The 19,611-nt window shown below is 71.5% G+C and carries 14 protein-coding genes; 3 read left to right on the top strand and 11 right to left on the bottom strand.

Translation table 11 applies throughout. The features are described from left to right. Positions 1–7: 7 nt before the first annotated feature. Positions 8–2,179 (bottom strand): alpha-galactosidase, encoded by a 2,172-nt coding sequence (locus AB0M30_RS31055; RefSeq protein ID WP_364590879.1) that lies wholly within the window; start codon positions 2,177–2,179, stop codon positions 8–10. A 117-nt stretch (positions 2,180–2,296) separates the two neighbouring features. Between AB0M30_RS31055 and AB0M30_RS31060 the strand changes: the two genes are divergently transcribed. Together AB0M30_RS31060 and AB0M30_RS31065 are read left to right on the top strand one after the other, a co-directional pair. Further along, complete coding sequence (locus AB0M30_RS31060) at positions 2,297–3,460, top strand: ROK family transcriptional regulator (protein ID WP_364590882.1); 1,164 nt, start codon at positions 2,297–2,299, stop codon at positions 3,458–3,460. Between the two features lie 102 nt (positions 3,461–3,562). Then, positions 3,563–4,657 carry a ricin-type beta-trefoil lectin domain protein gene (locus tag AB0M30_RS31065; protein WP_364590885.1) on the top strand — a complete coding sequence of 365 codons (1,095 nt, stop codon included), beginning with the start codon at positions 3,563–3,565 and terminating at the stop codon, positions 4,655–4,657. Positions 4,658–4,703: 46 nt separating this feature from the next. Here the strand turns inward: AB0M30_RS31065 and AB0M30_RS31070 are convergent, their stop codons facing one another. The 9 genes from AB0M30_RS31070 to AB0M30_RS31110 form a co-directional block, all read right to left on the bottom strand. After that, entirely contained in the window at positions 4,704–4,892 is a 189-nt protein-coding gene (locus tag AB0M30_RS31070) for a hypothetical protein (protein ID WP_364590888.1), read from the bottom strand. Between the two features lie 183 nt (positions 4,893–5,075). After that, positions 5,076–6,092: a LacI family DNA-binding transcriptional regulator gene (locus AB0M30_RS31075; RefSeq protein ID WP_364590891.1), complete on the bottom strand. Its 1,017-nt coding sequence runs from the start codon at positions 6,090–6,092 to the stop codon at positions 5,076–5,078. 106 nt (positions 6,093–6,198) lie between these two features. Beyond that, a complete protein-coding gene (locus AB0M30_RS31080) occupies positions 6,199–7,542 on the bottom strand; it encodes a glycosyl hydrolase (RefSeq protein WP_364590894.1) in 1,344 nt (447 codons plus the stop codon). 365 nt (positions 7,543–7,907) lie between these two features. After that, positions 7,908–8,756 carry a substrate-binding domain-containing protein gene (locus tag AB0M30_RS31085; protein ID WP_364590897.1) on the bottom strand — a complete coding sequence of 283 codons (849 nt, stop codon included), beginning with the start codon at positions 8,754–8,756 and terminating at the stop codon, positions 7,908–7,910. Next, positions 8,757–11,201 carry a glycoside hydrolase family 2 protein gene (locus AB0M30_RS31090; RefSeq protein WP_364590900.1) on the bottom strand — a complete coding sequence of 815 codons (2,445 nt, stop codon included), beginning with the start codon at positions 11,199–11,201 and terminating at the stop codon, positions 8,757–8,759. A 147-nt stretch (positions 11,202–11,348) separates the two neighbouring features. Further along, positions 11,349–12,311 carry an oligopeptide/dipeptide ABC transporter ATP-binding protein gene (locus AB0M30_RS31095; RefSeq protein ID WP_364590903.1) on the bottom strand — a complete coding sequence of 321 codons (963 nt, stop codon included), beginning with the start codon at positions 12,309–12,311 and terminating at the stop codon, positions 11,349–11,351. Beyond that, the gene (locus tag AB0M30_RS31100) at positions 12,308–14,122 is read right to left on the bottom strand and encodes a dipeptide/oligopeptide/nickel ABC transporter permease/ATP-binding protein (protein WP_364590906.1); all 1,815 of its coding nucleotides are present in this window, start codon (positions 14,120–14,122) and stop codon (positions 12,308–12,310) included. The genes AB0M30_RS31095 and AB0M30_RS31100 overlap by 4 nt, the downstream gene beginning before the upstream one ends. Positions 14,123–14,137: 15 nt before the next feature. Then, positions 14,138–15,127, bottom strand: coding sequence for an ABC transporter permease (locus AB0M30_RS31105; protein WP_364590909.1), 990 nt, complete (start codon positions 15,125–15,127; stop codon positions 14,138–14,140). Positions 15,128–15,130: 3 nt separating this feature from the next. Next, positions 15,131–16,813, bottom strand: a complete 1,683-nt coding sequence (locus AB0M30_RS31110; RefSeq protein ID WP_364590912.1) for an ABC transporter substrate-binding protein — start codon at positions 16,811–16,813, stop codon at positions 15,131–15,133. Between the two features lie 200 nt (positions 16,814–17,013). Here AB0M30_RS31110 and AB0M30_RS31115 point away from each other — a divergent pair, with 200 nt between their 5' ends. Continuing rightward, a complete protein-coding gene (locus AB0M30_RS31115) occupies positions 17,014–18,291 on the top strand; it encodes an ROK family transcriptional regulator (RefSeq protein WP_364590914.1) in 1,278 nt (425 codons plus the stop codon). On the opposite strand, the gene AB0M30_RS31120 is transcribed toward AB0M30_RS31115, so the two are convergent. Continuing rightward, complete coding sequence (locus tag AB0M30_RS31120) at positions 18,277–19,515, bottom strand: AGE family epimerase/isomerase (RefSeq protein ID WP_364590917.1); 1,239 nt, start codon at positions 19,513–19,515, stop codon at positions 18,277–18,279. The two genes, AB0M30_RS31115 and AB0M30_RS31120, sit on opposite strands and share 15 nt — an antisense overlap. Positions 19,516–19,611: the final 96 nt, after the last annotated feature.

Here is a 19,611-nt window from a genome sequence, read left to right on the forward strand (position 1 = left end):
CGCCTCCTCAGTGCTCGGCGAGCACGTGGATCAGCTGCAGCTGTTCCGGCCGCAACGCGGGTGCTTGGAACCCGGCCGTGGCCAGCGCGGCGCCGGACAACGTCAGCGGCCGGTCCGCCCAGTCGGGAAACGTCGGCAGCCCGTGCCGCCGCACCCGCTCCACGGCGGAGAGGAACCGCACGGTGTAGCGGGTCCCGGCGTCCAGACCGGGCAGCCGGATGCTTCCGGGCGGGGCCCAGGCGCCGGTCCGCAGGGCGACGAAGGCGAAGAGCGCTTCGGTGCGGTCCGGCGCGACGACGCCGTGGAGCCAGTGCGCCGGGTCGGGGTGGTCGCCGCGGACGACCGTGCCACTGTGCAGCAGCGGCCGGAACCGCTTGTGCAGGGCGATCCAGGCGGTGAGTTCGGCGAGTTCGGTCTCGCTCGCCGACGTCAGGTCCCACTCCATGCCGAAGTGCCCGAAGAACGCGGTGCCGGCGCGGAAGTCGAGGGTGTGCGTGCGGCCGGTGGTGTGCGCGGTCGGCGCGCCGACGTGCGAGCCCAGCATCTCCGGGGGCAGCAGCAGACCGGTCCAGCGCTGGATGTGCTGCCGCTCGAGCGCGTCCAGGCAGTCGCTGGCCCAGATCCGTTCGGTCCGGGCGAGGATCTCGAGGTCGGCGCGGCCACCGCCCGACGAACAGGACTCGATCTCCAGGCCCGGGTGCTTGGCGCGGAGCTCGTCCAGCAGCCGGTAGAGGGCGCGGGTCTGGTCGTGCACGCCGGCCGTGCCGCTCGCGGTGTGCCCGGCGTCGACGAGATCGCGGTTGTGGTCCCACTTGAGGTAGTCGACGCCGTACTCGGTGACCAGCGCGTCGAGCCGTTCCAGCACGTAGGCGTAGGCGTCCGGCCGCGAAATGTCGAGCACCTGCTGGTGCCGGGCCTCGGGCGGGAGCCGCGCGTCGGGCTGGAGGATCCACTCGGGGTGCGCCCGGGCGAGGTCGGAGTCCGGGTTGACCATCTCGGGTTCGACCCAGAGCCCGAACTGCATGCCGAGCGAGCGGACGTGGTCGGCGATCGGGCGCAGGCCGTCCGGCCACACCTGCTCGTCGACGAACCAGTCACCCAGTCCCGCGTTGTCGGCCCGGCGGCCGCGGAACCAGCCGTCGTCGAGCGTGAACCGCTCCGCGCCGACCCGCGCGGCGAGCACGGCGAGCTCGCGCAGTTTCGCGGGATCGTGGTCGAAGTAGACCGCTTCCCAGGTGTTCAGGGCGATCGGCCGCGGCGACGCGGGGTGCTCAGGCCGGCTGCGCAGGTCGGCGTGGAACCGCCCGGACAACTCGTCCATCCCGTCGCCGTGGGACCCCATCAACGTGGGACAGGCGTAGGACTCGCCCGGGGCGAGGATCATCTCTCCGGGCAACAGGATCTCACCGCCGCCGAGGATCGCGACGCCCGCGGCGTCGCGCTCGGCGTAGGTGGTGTGGTTGCCGCTCCAGGCGGTGTGCACGCCCCAGACCTCCCCCCGGCGGAAGCCGAAGCCGGGCTCGCCGGCGAGCATTAGCAGGGTCGCGTCGAGGCCGGTCCGGCCACGGCGACCGCTGCGGACGTGGGAACCCAACGTGAACGGGTGCCGCTGCGGGGCGCGCTCACGCAGGTGCCGCCCGGTGAAGTCCAGCAGCTCCAAGGCGTTCGCCGGCAGCGGCAGGTTGAGGGTCAGCGAGTCGAGGACGTAGTCGTCGCCGCCGATGTTCGTCACCGTCGCGCCCAGCCGCACCACGCCCGACGGCGAGAGCGCCACCCGCAGCTCGAGTGCCAGCCCGGCGGCGGTGTCCTGTGCGGCGGTGATCAGGGTGCCGTCGGCCGCCAGGTCCACCGCGGTCTTCGTGAACAGCGGACTGAACGCCCGACCGGCCCGGCTGCCGGCGATGCCGGGGGTGCCCGCCCAGCCGGTGGCGGCTTCGGCCAGTACGCCGACGGGGAGCGGGTGGTCGATGCTGTTGGAGACGACCGGCGGCCGGGCCGCGCGGGCCAGGTCCGCCAGTTCGGCTTCGGTGGGCTGCCCGAGATCGGCGCCCCAGTACAGGACGCGGGGCAGGCGGTCGCCGGTCGCGTGGAGCACGAGGCTGGTGCCGGCGGCGGCGAAGTGGACCACGCCGGGGCTCGCTTGCTTGTCGTCGCTCGCGGTGAACGTCGTCGTCAGCACCCAGTTAGTTTCACTACAACACTAACGTGTGTCAAGAAGTCACTCTCCGGTCCCCTTAGCGCCTACTTTGTTTCAGAAGTGACATAACGAGACACTCTCCCGCGGTACCCTCGCCCGGTGAGTTCCGGAACCCGTGAAGGCCGAGTACGGGCCGCAGCACCCTGGCCACAGCTTCCCGAAGCCGCCCGTCAGGTCCTCCTCGAGGTGCTCATCCACGGCCCCACTTCGCGCGCCGAGATCGCCGCGCGCCGGCAGCTGTCGCGGCCGACGCTGAGCCGGATCACCCGGCAGCTCTTCGACGACGGACTGCTGGCCGAGGGCGGGACCGAGTTGCGTTCGACGACCGGGCGGCCGTCGGAGCTGCTGCACGTCCACGGCGCCGCCCGGCACTTCTTCGGCGTGAAGCTCACCGGTGACCACCTCTACGCCGTGGTCACCGACCTCACCGCCGCGGTCGTGGCGTCGCTCGACACTCCCCTGCGCTCGGCCGCCGTCGCCGAGGTCGTCGGGCAGATCGCCGAAGCCGGCTCGACGCTGCGCGCCGCGTTCCCGGACCTGACCGCCGCGGGCGTGACACTGGCCGGGACCGTGCGCTCGGGAGTCGTGCACGGGTCCGCGTACCTGCACTGGTCCGGCGTCCCGCTCGCCGGCCTCGTCGCCGAGGCGACCGGCCTGCCCACCGCCGTGGACAACGACGTCCAGGCACTGACCGCCGCCGAACACTGGTTCGGCGCCGGCGCCGGGCTGCGGTCCCTGGTGCTCATCACGATCGGCGTCGGCATCGGCTGCGGCCTGGTGCTCAACGGCGAACTCGTCGAGGGCGCCCACGGAACCGTGGGCCGGGCGGCGCACCTCGTCGTCGACCAGTCCGGGCCGGTGTGCGACCTCGGGCACCGCGGCTGCGCCGCCAGCTACCTGCTGAACGAGTCGATCGTGCGGGCCCTCGGCGCCCGGGACTACGCCGACGCCGTCGCCCGGGCCCAGGACGGCGACCCCGCCGCCCGGCGGGTGTTCGGCGACGCCGGCTTCGCCCTCGGCACCATCATCGGCACGGTCGCCAACCTCGTCGACCCGCGCAAGGTCCTGCTGACCGGCGACGGCCTGCCGCTGTACGAGCTCGCCGCGGACCGGGTGCGGGACGGGATCGCGAAGTCCTACGAACCGGATCCCACCCAGCTCGACCTCGACGTGCGGGCCTTCGACTTCGGCGAATGGGCGCGGTCCGGGGCCGCGCTGGCCATCCGCGCCGCACTGACCGGCCGGACCGTCAGTCCCCGCTGAGGGTTTACAACGACAGTTCCGCGGCGTTAAGGTTTTTCCCGCCTGAGAGCGCTTCCACATCGACCGTCCACAGTGGCCGGTCGATCGCCCTCGGGAGGTATCGTGCAGAGATTCCTCGGCTACTGCGCACTCGTGCTCACCGCGCTGATCGCCACGCTCATCGTCCCCACGGCCGCGTCCGCCGCGGCACCCACGCGCATCATGGCGCTCGGCGACTCGATCACCGGGTCGCCGGGCTGCTGGCGCGCGCTGCTCTGGCGGCACCTGCAGAACACCGGGTACACGAACACCGACTTCGTCGGTACGCTGCCGGCGCCCGGCTGCGGATTCGCCTACGACGGGGAAAACGAAGGTCACGGCGGCTACCTCGCCACCGGGATCGCGAACAACAACCAGCTGCCCGGGTGGCTCGGCGCGACGCACCCGGACATCGTGCTCATGCACCTGGGCACCAACGACGTCTGGAGCAACATCGGCACCACGACGATCCTCGACGCCTACACCCGCCTGCTCGGCCAGATGCGGGCGAGCAACCCCGCCATGAAGGTGATCGTGGCGAAGATCCTCCCGATGAACCCGGCGAACTGTTCCGCGTGCGGCCAGCGCGTCGTCGACCTCGACAACGCCATCCCCGGCTGGGCCCAGGCCCGTTCGACGGCCGCGTCCCCCATCACGGTCGTCGACCAGTGGACCGGGTTCAGCACCGCCGCCGACACCGTCGACGGCGTCCACCCGAACAGCACGACCGGGATCCAGAAGATGGAAAGCCGGTGGTACCCGGCGCTGACCGCGGCGCTCGGCGGTGGCAGCACGCCGACCGGCGCCACCCTCGTGGGCGTCCAGTCCGGACGGTGCCTCGACGTCGTCGGGGCCGGCACGGCCAACGGGACCAAGGTCCAGCTCTGGGACTGCAACGGCCAATCCAACCAGGCCTGGACGTTCGGTTCGGCCGGCGAAATCCGGGGCGGCAGCGGCCGCTGCCTCGCGGGCGAAGGCACGTCACCGGGCGCCGTGGTGGACATCCGGGACTGCACCGGCCAGGCCGGCCAGCAGTGGACGCTCAACGCCGACGGCTCGGTCACCGGCCGGCAGTCCGGCCTCTGCCTCGACGCGAGTGGCCAGCAGACGGCCAACGGAACCGCGGTGGCGCTCTGGACCTGCAACGGGCAGGCGAACCAGCGCTGGTCCCGGCACTGAGGACCGCACGCGGACCGGGCCCGGCCCGGTCCGCGTGTCCCGGGGCTCACCGGCGAGCCACCGGTCCGGTACTCACCCGGATCGCGAACGCCGGAGCCGAAGTGGCGGTGTCGCCCGCGTTCCCGCCGTCGATCACCTGCCGCAGCACCGACACCGCCACCGCAGCACTGGTCCCGGCGCCGAGGAGACCGCACGCCGACCGGGCCCCGCCCGGTCCGCGCGTCCCGACGGTCACCGGCGAGCCACCGGTCCGGTACTCCCCCGGATCGCGAACGCCGGAGCCGACGTGGCAGTGTCACCGACGTTTCCCCCGTCGATCACCTGCCGCAGCACCGACACCGCCACCGCAGCACTGATCCCGGCGCCGAGAAGACCCGCACGCCGACCAGGCCGGAGCCCGGTCCGCGCGTCCCGACGGTCACCGGCGAGCCACCGGTCCGGTACTCCCCCGGATCGCGAACGCCGGAGCCGAAGTTGCGGTGTCGGCCGCGTTTCCCCCGTCGATCACCTGCCGCAGCACCGACACCGCCAGCGCGCCGCACTCGGCGATCGGCCGCCGGACCGCGGTCAACGCCGGGCGGGCGAGCCGGCAGAGCACCGAGTCGTCCCACGCCACGATGGACAGGTCCCCCGGAACCCGGAGCCCCAGCCCCTGTGCGGCCACCAGACCGCCCACCGCTATGACGTCGTTGTCGAACACCAACGCGGTCGGGGAACGCTTCGACTTCAGGACCCGGCGGGTCGTGCCCGCGGCGCCTTCGTCGCTGTAATCGGCGTAGACCGTGCGCGCGTCCGCCAGGCCGAGCCGGCCCGCCGCGGCCACGAACGCGTCCGTCCGGGTTCGCGTGCGCAGGAACGTCTCGGGCCCGGCGACGCGCACCACGGACCGGTGTCCGAGGCCGGCCAGGTGGGCGAGCACCCCCGTCATCGCCTGCCGGTCGTCCACCCACACCGACGGCACGTCGGACCGGCCCAGCGGACCGCCCAGCGCGACGGCGGGCAGGCCGATCTCGGCGAGCTCGTCCGGCCGGGTGTCGCCGATCCGCAGGTCGAGCAGGAGGACGCCACCCACGGTCCGCTCCCGGTGCCAGCGCCGGTAGATCTCGAGTTCGGCGGAGCGGCTCGGCGCGGCCTGCAGCACCAGCGACACCGCTCCCGTGGCCGGCTGCCGCTGGATCCCGGACAGGAGCGCGCCGAAGAACGGCTCGGCGGCGAGAGCGGCCGCCGGCCGGTGGACCACCATCCCCAGCGCCCCGGACCGGCGGACGTGGCGGTGCGTTCCGCCACCCGGCGTCCAGCCGAGCTGCCGAGCGATCTCGACGACCCGGTTGCGCGTCGCCTCGGAGACGCCGCGGCGGCCGTTGAGCGCGTAGGAAACGGCACCCTGCGACACCCCGGCGCGCGCCGCGATTTCCCTGACGGTCGGACGCTTCATCACACCTCCGGAAACGCTGAAGTCGTAGCTCACCCCCGCAGCCGCAAATCCTGGCGAATTCGGCGAGATCCGCCCCGGACGGAATCCGTCCGGGGCGGAAGCCGGTTCATTTCAGAGTGGGAACTTCGTCCCTGGTGATCACGTACGCGCTGGTGTACGTCTTTTGCAGCTGGCTGATCGAGTTGTGCGAGGTGTTGGTCAGCCAGTCGGTGTGCCAGGTGTTGAACATGACCCACCGCGTGTTCGACGACTGCAGCTGGTCCGGGTCCGGAATCGGGCCGTTCTCGTGCAGGGCGATCGGGATGGTGCCGCCGACGATGTTCCGGGTGGCGGTGAACAGGCCGGCCTGGGGTCCGTAGTCACCGGCGTAGGTGTCCGAACCGGCGATGTCCACCAAGGACTTGCCCGGGTAGAACGACGAGTCCGGCTGACCGTTGAACGGCAGCAGCCAGACCAGGTTGTCGAGCCCCTTGGTGCCGGTGAGGTAGTTGTACTCGAACTGCCACAGCCGCTTGTACTGGGCGCCGCCTTCCTTGCTCCACCAGAACCAGGTTCCCCCGGCTTCGTGGAACGGACGCCACAGCACCGGAACCCCGGCGTTCTCCATGATCTGCAACTGGGCGGCGGCCTTGTCCAGCCGCTGGACGAACGAGGCGTATTCGGCCGTTCCCGGCGTGAGCACGGCGTTGATCGACACGGACATCTGGCTGCCCTCGTAGGTGTCCGGCTTCGTCGGCGCACCCATGTGGTAGCCGACCATCGGGATGCCACCGGCGTTCCACCACGTCACCCCGCGGCCGCCGACGCCGTCCTGCTCGATGTCCATGCCGCGGATCGCCGGGTACTTGCCCGTGCGGTCGTGGATGTAGTTCATCTCGTACTCGGAGCCGGCCACCCAGGTGGACTCCTCCTGGCCGGAGATGATGTGGTTGCCGTACTGGCTGTAGAAGTAGCAGAGCAGCTTCTTCGCCTGGGCCGTCGCCCGCGGGTTGACGGGATCGGCCGAGCAGGTGCCGCCGGGCGGCGTCGATCCGCCGCCGAGACTCCACCGCTGGTTGGCCTGGCCGTGACAGCCCCAGAGCTGGACCGCCGTGCCGTTCGCGGTCGCCGCGGCGTTCACGTCGGCGCACAAGCCCGACTGGGCGCCGTAGACGCTGCCGTCGGAACGCAGGGCGAACTTCTGGTTCGCCGCGCCGGTGCAGGTCCGGATCTGCAGCTTGGTGCCGGCCGCGGTACCGGCGGCGTCCAGGCACATCGAACCACCGAACACACGCAGCTCACCGGCGTCCGTGAGGGTCCACTGCTGGTTGGCCTGGCCGTTGCAGTCCCAGATCTGGATCCCGGTACCGGCGGTCTGCACGTTGCCGGTCACGTCGAGGCAGCGGCCGGACGCCGCGCCGACGAGGGAGCCGGTCTGGGCCGCCGAAGCGGTTCCGCCGGTGGCGAGCAAGGGAACGACGAGAACCGACGCCGCGAAAACCCGGCCGGCTCTCCTTCCCCAGCGGCCGAACGGGTTTGGCACCTGTGGCGAACTTCGAGGGAACGACATCGCATCTCCTTTGATGGCGATGAAGGCCGGCCCGCCCGAAAGCGGGCGCGGCGCGAGGGAGGATGACAACGTCTGAGAGCGCTTCCAGTCCGAAATTCTAACACCACATTGACACCCGGAAACCCTCCGAGAATAAGTTCGAGCCGGAAACTTAAGAAGGTTGACTTGAACCGCCGGTAAATCCGTGCAGCGCGGAACGAAGATTCCGCGATCGGCGGGAAATCAATCGCGACGGACCGAATCGTCGCGCTTCTCCGGGCGCGACCTCAGGCAGGCGGCACGGTGCTGGCGCGCAGCACGCACTTCGCGCCCGGCGACCAGCGTTCGGTCACCGGGGCACCGTCGACCAGTTCCAGCACCGATTCCGCCACCGAGACGCCGTACTGGTGCACGTCGACGCTCATCGTCGTCAGCGAAGGGGTGGCCAGGCGGCACAGCGTCGAGTCGTCCCAGGCGATGATGCTGAGCCGCTCCGGCACCTCGATGCCCAGTTCCTTGGCGGCCGCGAGCCCCGCCAGCGCCATCACGTCGTTGTCGTAGAGGATGGCTGTCGGCGGTTCGGCACCGGACAGCAGCTCGGTGGTGCGTTTCGCCCCGGACTCCTCCGAGTAGTCGCCCTCCGCGATGAGCGGCTCGATGCCGGCCTCCCGGCAGCCGGCGACCAATGCTTCGGTGCGGGCCCGGGTGTGCAGCAGCGGCGCGGGCCCGGTCACCCGCGCGATGCGCCGGTGACCGAGGTCGAGGAGGACGCCCAGCGCCTCCCGGACCGGCCCGGCGTTGTCGGTGCGCACGGTCGGGAAGCCGTGGTCGTCCTCGGGCTCGCCGACGAGGACCGCCGGCATGTCCAGCGACCGCAGCAGGGCCGGCCGGGGATCGTCGTGGACGAGGTTGACCACGACGGTCGCCTCGACCATCCGCTGCGCGGCCCACCGCCGGTACGCCGCGAGTTCGCCGTCCTGCGTGCTGACGACGTGCAGCAGCAGCGAGAGGTCCCAGTCGGCGAGGTGCTGCTCGATCCCCGCGATGAACTCCATGAAGAACGGCTCGGTGCCGAGCAGCCGGGGTGGGCGGGCCAGCACCAGGCCGATCGCGCCGGAGGGACGGGGGGTACTCACTCAGGACCTCATCACCGGGGAGCCGAGCGCGTTCGCCGACCGCAGCACGAGCGGGTCGGCGAAGGCGGCCGGATCGACCGTGTTCGCGGTGCGGACCAGGAACGACCGGGTTTCGCCCGGGAGCAAGGTGATCAGCATGTCGTCGACCACGGCGTCGGGCGCCACGCGGTCGGCCAGGAGGGCGACGTCCCGGGCCAGCGCGGAAGCGGTGACGTCGACGCGGTAGCCGCCCGGCACCGCCGTCGCGGCGGCGGACAGCGGACCGGGCACGTAGTCGTGCTCGAGGTCTTCGCCGAAGACGTGCACGAGCCGGGTCTCTTCGGTCGTCGCCACGAGCACCTCCTCTCCGGTCCCGGCCGGTGCCAGCTCCACTGTGGAACGGGCCGGCACGGCGAACCGCAGTCTACGGCGCCCGGTGACCTCGCCGGCGACCGTCCGCGTTTCCAGCTCGAGGTCACCCGACCAGGGCGTGGCGGTGTCGTTGACCGCGATGACGACGTCTTCGCCGTCGCGCGGCTGGACCGTGAGCAGCCGGGGGGCGAACGCGTGCTTGAGGGCGTACCACAACGGCTTGAGCCGTTCGTCGGAGTCGATCGCGGCCCAGGAGGTGACCGGCCAGCAGTCGTTGAGCTGCCAGACGACGGCCCCGGCGGTGCGCGGCCACCACGACCGGAAGTGCTCGATGCCGAAGGCGACCGCGCGGGCCTGGTTGAGCTGGGTGGCCCAGTGCCAGTCGGGGAACGTCTCCGGCCGCGGCAGGCGCGCCGCCAGCCCGCGGTCGAGCTTGCCGTTGCCGTCCTCGGCCTTCTGGTGCCGCAGGAACGCCGGCGACGCCGGCGTGAGCGGGTCGTCGTGGATCCACCGGGTCAGGGTGGCCCAGGTGGGTGGGCCCTGGAAGCCGAACTCCGAGCAGAACCGCGGGATGTGGTCGCGGTAGTGGGCGTAGTCGACGCGGTTCCACACGTCCCACTCGTGCCGGGTGCCGTGGTCGGGGTCGTTGGGGTGGCGATCGCCGGGGCTGTACGGGCTTCCCGGCGCGTAGGGGCGGGTCGGGTCGAGCTCGGCGACGATGGCGGGCAGCAATTCGGTGTAGTACTTCAGGCCCCACGTGCGGCCGTCGAGCTGCTCGGGCCAGCCCCAGTCGGCGAAGCCCCAGAGGTTTTCGTTGTTGCCGTTCCAGAGGGCGAGGGAGGCGTGCGGGGTCAGCCGGGCGACGTTCTCCCGCGCCTCCGCCGCCACCTCCGTCCACAGTGGCTCCTCCTCGGGGTAGGAGGCGCAGGCGAACGGGAAGTCCTGCCACACCAGGACGCCGCGTTCGTCGCAGACGTCGTAGAAGTCTTCGGTTTCGTAGATCCCCCCGCCCCAGATGCGCAGCAGGTTGAGGTTCGCCCCGAGGGCCTGGTCGACGCGCCGGGCGAGCCGGTCGCGGGTGATCCGGGTGAGGAAGTGGTCGTCGGGAATCCAGTTGGCCCCCTTGGCGAACACCGGCGTGCCGTTGACCACGAACGTGAACGGGGTGCCGATCCCGTCCGGTTCGGTGTCCACGGTGACGGTCCGGAACCCGATGCGGCGCCGGTAGGCGTCGAGCTCGATCCCGGCTCCGGCGAGGCCGACTTCGAGGTCGTAGAGCGGGTGTTCGCCGTAGCCGGCGGGCCACCACAACCGGACGTCCGGCACCGTCAGCGTCACGGTTCCCCGGGTGCCGCCCGGTTCGATGGTGGCGCGCACGGTCCGGTTCTCGGCCGGGATGGAGGCGACCAGCTCGAGCCGGTCGCCCGGGCCGGTGGCGCGCTCGACGTCCGCGTGGACGGTGACCCGGCCGGTGCCATCCTCGTCGACCGTCACCAGCGGCCGCACGGTGGCGAGCCGGGCGGTGGTCCACCGCTCGAGCCGGACCGGCTTCCAGATCCCCGCGGTCTGCAGGTCCGGTCCCCAGTCCCAGCCGAACGAGCAGGCCATCTTGCGGATCATGTTGAACGGGCTCGGGTAGGCGTGGTCGCGCCAGCCCAGCTCCGCCTCGACCGCCTCGGCGTGGGTCAGCGCGCTCGCGATCTCGACGACGAGGGTGTTCGTGCCCTCCCGCAGGATCTCGCGGACGTCGAAGCGGTAGGAGCGGTGCATGTTGGCGGTCTGTCCGAGCGGCCGGCCGTTGAGGGTCACGGTCGCCACGGTGTCGAGGCCGTCGAAGACGAGATCCGTGCGTTCCGCCGAAGCCGGCGCGGAGGCTTCGAAGTCGAGCGTGTACCGCCACCCGGCCCGGTGCATCCACGCGACGCCGGCCTCGGCGGCGTCGAGGTACGGATCCTCGATCAGGCCGGCGGCCAGCAGGTCCAGGTGGGCGGAGCCCGGCACGGTGGCGGGGAGCGCACGACCCCGGACCGCGTCCGGAACCGGCCCGGCCACGGCCTCGATCCGCCAGCCGCGGTGCAGTTCCTGACGGTTCAATTCGGGCGCTCCTCCCGGCGGCTCACCTCGAGCGCGCCTCCCTCGCGATTGTTACTCAAGTAACTTAAGTAAGTCAACCAAGTTATGGTTCAGACCTTCTTCGATCAGCGGGTCAGCTGGACGACGGCGCGGCGTGCCCACCTCGGGTCATGCCGGTGCGCCGGGGAACCAGCACCGCGCGAAGTGCGCGTCTCCCACCTTCTCCTCCGCCGGTGTCGTGGCGCAGACCGCCGTCGCCGAGCGGCAGCGGTCGCGGAAGGTGCAGCCGCTGTGCACGCCGGGCGCGAGGCCGCCGCCGACCGGCTCGGCCTGCTCCACCGCCGCTGTCCCCCGCCGGTCGGGATCGGGCGCGGCCGCCGCGAGCAGCCGGGTGTACGGGTGCTTCGGCCGCAGGATCACCTCCGACGCCGGGCCGCGTTCGACGATCCGGCCGCGGTACAGCACCGCGATGTCGTCGGCGAAGTGGCGGGCCGTGGCCAGGTCGTGCGTGATGTACAGGACGGCCAGCCGGTCCTCGCGCTGCAGCCGACCCAAGAGGTTGAGCACGCCGAGGCGGATGGAGACGTCGAGCATCGACACCGGCTCGTCCGCGATGATGACCTTCGCCCCCGGCGCGAGCGCCCGGGCGATCGCCACCCGCTGGCGCTGGCCGCCCGACAGCTCGTGCGGCCGGCGCCGGGCGATTTCGTCCGCCGGGGACAGGTTGACGCGCTCCAGCAGGTTCAGGACCTGCCGCCAGGTGTCCTCGCGTCCCCGGGCACGCCCGTGCAGCAGCAACGGCCGCGCCAGGTGGTGCTCGACCGTGTGGAAGGGGTTCAGCGACGCGAACGGGTCCTGGAACACCATCTGCACGTGGTCGCGGTACGCCCGGCCGGACACCTCGGCACCGTCGTCGGCGCTGACCACGATCCGCCCGGACGACGGCGACTCGAGGCGCGCGACCATCCGGGCGATCGTCGACTTCCCCGATCCGGATTCGCCCACCAGCGCCGTCGTCCGGCCGGGGGTCAGGGTGAACGACACGCCGTCGACCGCGCGCAGCCGGGACCGGCGCACCCCGTCGCGGACCCGGAAGTCCTTCACCAGGTCGCGAACCGCCAGCTCGGTCACCGGACACCTCCTTCGGTGAGGGCTTGGTCGCGCAGGAACGCCCCGCGCTCCCCGGTCAGGCTCGGGAACGACGCGAGCAACGTCCGGGTGTAGGGGTGCGCCGGCGCGCGGTACATCCGCTCGGCCGGCGCGTCTTCGACGATCTCGCCGTCCTTCATCACCGCGATCCGGTCGGCGATCTCCAGCAGCAGCGGCAGATCGTGGGTGATGAGGATGACGGCGAAGCCGAACTCGTCCCGCAGCCGCAGGATCTCCTTCAGGATCCCGCGCTGCACCACGACGTCCAGCGCGGTCGTGGGCTCGTCCATGATCATCACCTGCGGGTCGAGCAGCAGGGCCATCGCGATCATCACGCGCTGCCGCATCCCGCCCGACAGCTCGTGCGGGTACGCGCCCAGCCGGCCGGGATCGACGCCGACCAGCCGCAGGACCTCCGCGCACTTCACATTCCGCTGTGCCTTCGGCAGGCCCGGGCGGTGGGTGGTCAGGACGTCGTCCAGCTGGGAACGCACGGTGGTCACGGGGTTCAGCGCGTTCATCGCCCCTTGGAAGACCATCGAGAGCCGGTCCCAGCGGAACGCGCGCAGTTCCTCGCGTTCGAGGGCCAGCACGTCGATGTCCGAGCCGTCGCGGTCGTGCAGGACGACCGTGCCCGCGGTGACCTCCGCGGGCGGCCGGTGCAGCCGGTTGATCGCGTAGGCCAGGGTCGTCTTCCCGCAGCCGGACTCCCCGGCCAGGCCGAGGATTTCGCCACGCCGGAGCGTGAGGGACACGTCCTTGACCGCGTGGACCGGCGCCTGCGTGCGGTAGACGACGTCGAGGTGGCCGACGCTCAGCACGACGTCGGCCCCGGCCTCGGCCGGCGGCCGGGTTTCCGGCCGTTCGGCGCGGCGCCGCCGGCCCGCCACCCGCAGCTTGGGGTTGATGATCTCGTCGATGCTGAAATTGATCAGCGACAGCCCGCAGCCGAACAACGCGATGACCAGACCGGGCGGGACGAACCACCACCAGGCCGACCGCTGGAGGGCGAACCCGTTCTGGGCGAAGTAGAGCATCGTCCCCAGCGTCGAGGAATTCGACGCACCGAGCCCGAGGAACGACAGCCCGGCCTCGGACAGGATCGCCGCGATCACGGCGAACACGAACTGCGACGCCAGCAGCGGCAGGAGGTTGGGCAGGATTTCGACGGTGATGATGCGCCGGCGCTTCTCCCCCGCGACCCGCGCGGCGGCGACGTAGTCGCGGTTGCGCAGCGACAGCGTCTGGGCGCGCAGGACCCGCGCCGAGGCCGCCCACCCGGTGATGGCCAGCACGAGCGCGACCGTCCACGCGCCGCGGGACTCGGGCGGCACGAACCCGGCGATCACGATCACCAGCGGCAACCCGGGGATGACCAGCATGACGTTGGAGAACAGGGAAAACACTTCATCGACGGCGCCGCCGGCGTAGGCGCCGATGACGCCGAAGAACGCGGAGAGCACCGTCGCCAGCACCCCGACGATCAGGCCGATCTCGAGGGAGCCGCGGGTGGCGTACGCCAGCTGGGCGAAGACGTCCTGCCCGGTCTGGGTGAGACCGAGGAGGTGGCCGTCGCCGGGCGGGGCGAGGCCGGCGTCACGGATCGCGTCGGGGTCGCCGACGAACAGCGGCCCGAAGATCCCGAACAGGGCGATCACCGCGACCAGGCCGAGCCCGACGCCCAGGCGGGGCGACCACGCCGGCAGGACCGCGCGCAGTCCGCTGATGCGGCCCCGGCGGACGGGCGTCAGGATCGGCGCGCCCGTGGTGGTTTCGGGACTGAGGTTCGTCACGTGCCGTTCTCCTTCTCAGGCCCGGGCCCGGGTGCGCGCGTCGATCAGGCCGTACAGCAGGTCGATCACGAGGTTGGCGGCGAGCACGGCCACGGTGATGATCAGGAAGATGCCCTGCATCAGCGCGTAGTCGTTGTTCTGCACCGCCTGCAGCAGCTTCGAGCCGATGCCGGGGTAGGAGAACACCTGCTCGGTGACGATCGACCCGGACACCACGAAGCCCAGCGAAATCGCGAACCCGGCCACCGACGGCAGGACCGCGTTCCGGGCGGCGTAGCGCAGCATCACCCGCCCGTCGCGCAGTCCCTTGGCCTGCGCGGTGAGCACGTAGTCCTCGGATCCGGTGGACACCATCATGTTGCGCATGCCGAGCAGCCAGCCGCCGACCGAGGAGACGACGATGGTGAGCGCGGGCAGGGTGCCGTGGTACACGGCGGATCCGAGGAAGTCGGCGTTCCACCCCGGGTCGAGGGCCACGTCGTAGCCGCCGAGCAGCGGGAACCACCCGAGGGCGCCGGCGAGCAGCGCCGCCAGCAGCAGCGCCAGCCAGAAGTACGGGACCGCGGCCAGGACCGTGGTCCCCGGCACGAGGGCGTCCAGCCACGTGCCGCGCTTCCAGCCGACGAACATGCCGAGCCCGACCCCGAGCAGGAACGACAGCAGCGTCGCGATGCCCACCAGGACCAGCGTCCAGGGCAGCGCCTGGGCGATGACGTCGGAGACCTTGGCGGGGAAGACGCTGACCGACACGCCGAGGTCGCCGTGCGCCAGCCGGCCGAGGTACGAGCCGTACTGCGACCACAACGGCTCGTCGCTGTGGGTGCCCAGCAGCAGTTCGTAGGCGCGGCGCACCGACGGATCGGGCGTCGCACCGCGCTGGGCCAGCTTCGCGAGCAGGACGTCGACCGGGTTGCCGGGGAGCAGGCGCGGGATCAGGAAGTCGAGCGTCAGCGCCGCCCACAGGGCCACCAGGTAGAACGCCAGCTTCCGGAGGTAGTAGCTCACCGGTCACTGACCCGCGGGCTTGAGCGCCTTGTAGATCTGGGCCTGGTCCGGCCGGCTCCACACCGCCGGGAAGGCGTACAGGCTGTCCTTGGCCGGCCAGCCGGTGAACTTGGCCGAGTGGTACTCGCTCGTCGTGCCGCCGGTCAGGATCGGGATGTAGGGCATGTCCTGTTCGACGCGGGTCTGGACGACGTCGAAATACGGCTGCCGCTTCGCCGCGTCCGTCGAGTCGATGCCCTTGACGGCGTTGAGCGCCGCGTCGACTTCCGCATTGGAGTAGCGGCTGTAGTTCGGGTAGGCCGATTCGCCGACCTTGGCCGTGGTCTCGGTCGAGAAGTAGTAGTTGTAGTCGTAGAAGGGGTCCGCCGACGGGCCCTGGTTCATCGCGTCGATCAGCAGCTGGAAGCGGCCGCGCACGCGGGCGTCGGCCCACTCGTTGTAGGACACCTGCTGGGCGGTCAGCTTGATCCCGGCGGGCTGCAGCTGCTGGGCCATGGTGGTGATCGCGGTGATGTAGTCGGTCCAGCCCGAGGGCACCTGCACCGTCAGCTCCAGCGGTTTGCCGTCCTTGGCGAAGAAGCCGTCCGGGCCCTTCACGTAACCCGCCCCCTGCAGGAGCCCGGCCGAGCGGCCGAGGTCGGGTCCCTTCGGGGCGAGCCGTTCCCGCAGTTTCGAGGAGACGTACTTGGCGTCCCGGCCGAGCAGCGTGAAGCCGGGCGAGATGTCGGAGGCGGTGTCCTCGAAGGCCAGCGCGTTGAGCTGGGTGCGGTTGATCGCGTAGTAGATCGCCTTGCGGACGGCCGGGTCGGTCTGCGGGCCGGTGCAGCCGAGGGCGGCGTTCGAACAGGTCGTGAGGTTCATCTGGTTCATCGGGACGGTGATGGCCTGGTAGCCCGGGTAGTTCTTCGCGACGTTCTTGATTTCGGGGACCGGCCCGGTCTGCCAGTCGATCTGCTTGCTCGCCAGCGCGTCCGCGCCGGACTGGTTGCCCGCCAGCGCGAGGTAGCGGATCCGCTTCACCGCGGGCTCGCCGCCCCAGTAGCCGGGGTTGGCCTTGAACGTGAACGCCTGGGGCTTGAACTCCTCGAGCACGAACGGGCCGGTGCCCACCGGCTGCGCGATCACGTCGTTCGCCGGGTCGGGGATCTTCGACCACAGGTGCCGGGGAACGATGAAGGTCTTGCCGAGGACCTGCGCGCCCTGCATGAACGCGGGCTTCGAGAAGGTGATCCGGACGTGGGTGTCGTCGGTGGCGACGGCCTGGCCGTCGTAGCCGGTGGTGTTGATGGTCTTGTTCTTCGCCACCATGTCGAGCGTGAACGCGACGTCCTCGGCGGTGAAGGGCGTGCCGTCGGAGAACTTCACGTTCGGCCGCAGGGTGACCAGCAGCTGCGTGCCGTCGGCGTTCCAGGCGAAGTCGGTGCCCAGCAGCGGGACGGGCTTCGCGTCCTGGGTGATGTTGTAGAAGAACAGCGGTTCGAAGATCGTCCCCGGGCCTTCCATCGTGCTGGAGGAGAACGGGTTGAAGTTGATCTGGTAGTCGCCCGACTGGCCGGTGTAGGCGACCAGCGTGCTGTCCGCGGCGGACCCGCTGTCCGACGACCCGCAGCCGGTGAGGAACGTGGTGGCCGCGACCGCGGCGAGCACGGCGCCGCCTGCCCTGCGACGCGCTGGGTGAACCGACATCAAGTCCTCCTGGCTGGGCTGCGTTGACCGTCCGCCGATCACGGCAGGCACAAGACTGGAGGCATTGTTAAGTCATCGAAGAAATTAAGTCAACCCTTTCGGGGCATCTGCCGGGCGCGAACGCGCTGTCTACACCCGGCTGGCGGGCAGCGCCTTGCTACTCTTCGCGTATCGACCTAAGTAAGTCGGCAGGAGTTCGGATGAGCGCGCCCACCAGGACCACCCCGCACACCAGCAGCCGGGCGGCGGTCCTCGACGTCATCCGGGCCGCCGGCACCATCAGCCGGGTCAGCCTGGTCAACGCCACCGGCCTGACCGGTGCCACGATCTCGACGGTCGTCCGCGGTCTCCTCGACGACGGCCTCGTCCAGGAGACCGGACGCGCCGCGTCGACCGGCGGCAAGCGCCGCGTCCTGCTGCAGCTGAACCCGTCGGCCCGGTACGCCGTCGGCATCCACCTCGACCACGCCGACATCACGTACGTGGTCACCGACCTGGCGGGAGCCGTGGTCGCGCGCATCTCCCGGCCCGGCGCGGGGGACGCCGCCCCGGAAGCGGTCGTGCGGCGGATGACCGAAGAGGCCTGGGCGCTCGTCGCGAGCGCCGACGTCGACCGCGCGCGCCTGCTGGGCTTCGGCCTGGTCATCCCCGGCCCCCTCAGCGCCAACGAAGGCATGGCGATCACCCCGCCGGCCATGCGGCGGTGGGCGGACTTCCCGCTGGGCGGCGAAATGCGCCGCGCCACCGGCCTGCCGGTCGTGCTCGACAACGACGCGACCGCCGCGGCGCTCGGCGAGCACTGGTCCGGCGGCGTGGACCTGCCGCCCACCTTCGCCGCGCTGTACATGGGCAGCGGCATCGGCGCCGGGCTGATCGTCAACGGGATCAGCTACCGGGGCACGAGCGGCAACACCGGCGAGCTGGGCCACACCTGCCTCGACCTGGACGGTCCCGAATGCTGGTGCGGTGCGCGCGGCTGTCTCGAGGTCCTCGCCGGCCCGGCCGCGGTCGTGGCCGCCGCGCGTGCCGATCGCCGGCTCGCCCGCGCGGCCGGGTTGTCCCGGCGGGACCGCACCCCGGACCAGTCGGTGATCCCGGACTTCGCCGCGGTCAGCCGGGCGGCGCGACGGGGTGACGAGAGCGCGCTCGCGCTGCTGGAACGCTCGGCGCGGTACGTCGCGGTCGCCGTGCGGAACCTGGCGAACATCATGGACCTCGAAGCCGTGGTCCTCACCGGCCCCAGCTTCGCCATCGCCGGGCCGAGCTACCTGCCGGCGGTCAGCCGGGAACTGGACGGCATGTTCTTCGCCCGCGCCAACCACACAGTCGAGATGCGGCTGTCCCGGGCGGCGGCGACCGCACCGGCGATCGGCGCCGCCGCGATGGTGCTGCAGTCCGAGCTCGTGCCGCTGCACAGCGGCCTGCGGCTGCCGGAGAACCTCCAGCCGTCCGAACCCCCGCTGTCACCCGCTTCCTGAACGGCCCAGCAGCACGCCACCGGCGAACGACGCGCTCATCGGCAGCCGGGTGATCAGCGCGGCCTGGTAGGCGTGGTAGACGTCGGGTTTGCCCGGCCACACCGCGGCCGCGGGGGCGTTGCCGCGGTCGAGTTCGTGGTGCCAAGACCCGTCTTCCCGGTCCACGAAGTACTTCTCCGCGTAGTCGCACCACCGCCGGAACCACGAGAGGTACTGCGCCTCTCCGGTCGCCTGGTGCAGCACCCAGGCCGCGGCCATCGCCTCGGCCACGACCCAGTGCAGGCGGCTGTGCACCACCGGCGTCCCCGCGAAGTCCGTGGTGTAGACGAAACCGTCCGCGCCGTCGACCGACCAGCCGTCCCGGACCGCGGTGGCGAACAGGTCGCCGGCGCTCTCGAGGAGCCGGTCCGGGGCGCGGCTGCCCAGCGCGGTCCGCACGTGCACCGCCAGCCGGGCCCATTCGAAGAGGTGCCCGATGGTGACGCCGTACGGCCGGAACGGGTGGGCCGGGTCGTCGCGGTGGTACTCGGGCAGCTCGGTCCCCTCCGCCGTGAAATGCTCGGGGAGCCGCCAGCCGTGCCCGCGGGCGACCCGGCCGACGAGCCGCTCGACGATGTGGGCGGCCCGCTCGGACAGCCGCGGGTCGCCGGTGATCTCGGCGGCCGCGAGCAGGGCTTCGACGGCGTGCATGTTGGCGTTGGCCCCGCGGTAGGGCTCGAGCCGGGTCCATCCCCGGTCCCAGACGTCGGCCGCCAGGCCCGCCGCCGGCTCCCAAAAGCGGTCGTCGAACACGGCCAGCGCCTCGTCGAGCAGGAGCCGGGCGTCGCCGATCCCGGCGGCGGCCGCGCTCGCCCCGGCGAGGATGACGAAGACGTGCTCGTAGGCGCGTTTGTCGTCGGCGACCGGGCCGGCCGCGGTGGCCGACGCGAACCAGCCGCCGTGCTCGTCGTCGCGCAACAGGCCGGTCAGCGCGGCGACCCCGTGCTCCGCCAGTTCGCGGTACTCGCTTCTCCCCTGGGCCACGGCGAGGGCGAAGACGTGCGTCATCCGGCAGGTGATCCAGGTTTCGACCGGTCGCCCGTGCACCGGACGCCCTTGCTCGTCCAGCCAGGCGAAGCCGCCTTCGGGGTGCCGGGAAGCACGGGCGAACTCCAGCAGCCGATCCGGCTCGGCGGCCAGCCAGGGCGGCACCACCTCGGCGGCGAGCAGACGGCTCTCGGGCACCTGACCTCCTTGTTCCGCACAACAGAGCCCGCTCAGCTTACTTCATTAAGCTATCTAATCAAGTTGTCCGAGCCCGCGAGCTGCCGGGGAGGCGGC

The organism is Amycolatopsis sp. NPDC051716 (genome assembly GCF_040681595.1).
GTDB lineage: Bacteria > Actinomycetota > Actinomycetes > Mycobacteriales > Pseudonocardiaceae > Amycolatopsis.

Coding starts and splice junctions, on each gene's coding strand:
- AB0M30_RS31075 (WP_364590891.1), bottom strand. CDS start 6,092: ATGAAGCGTCCGACCGTCAGGGAAATCGCGGCGCGCGCCGGGGTGTCG.
- AB0M30_RS31115 (WP_364590914.1), top strand. CDS start 17,014: ATGAGCGCGCCCACCAGGACCACCCCGCACACCAGCAGCCGGGCGGCG.
- AB0M30_RS31110 (WP_364590912.1), bottom strand. CDS start 16,813: ATGTCGGTTCACCCAGCGCGTCGCAGGGCAGGCGGCGCCGTGCTCGCC.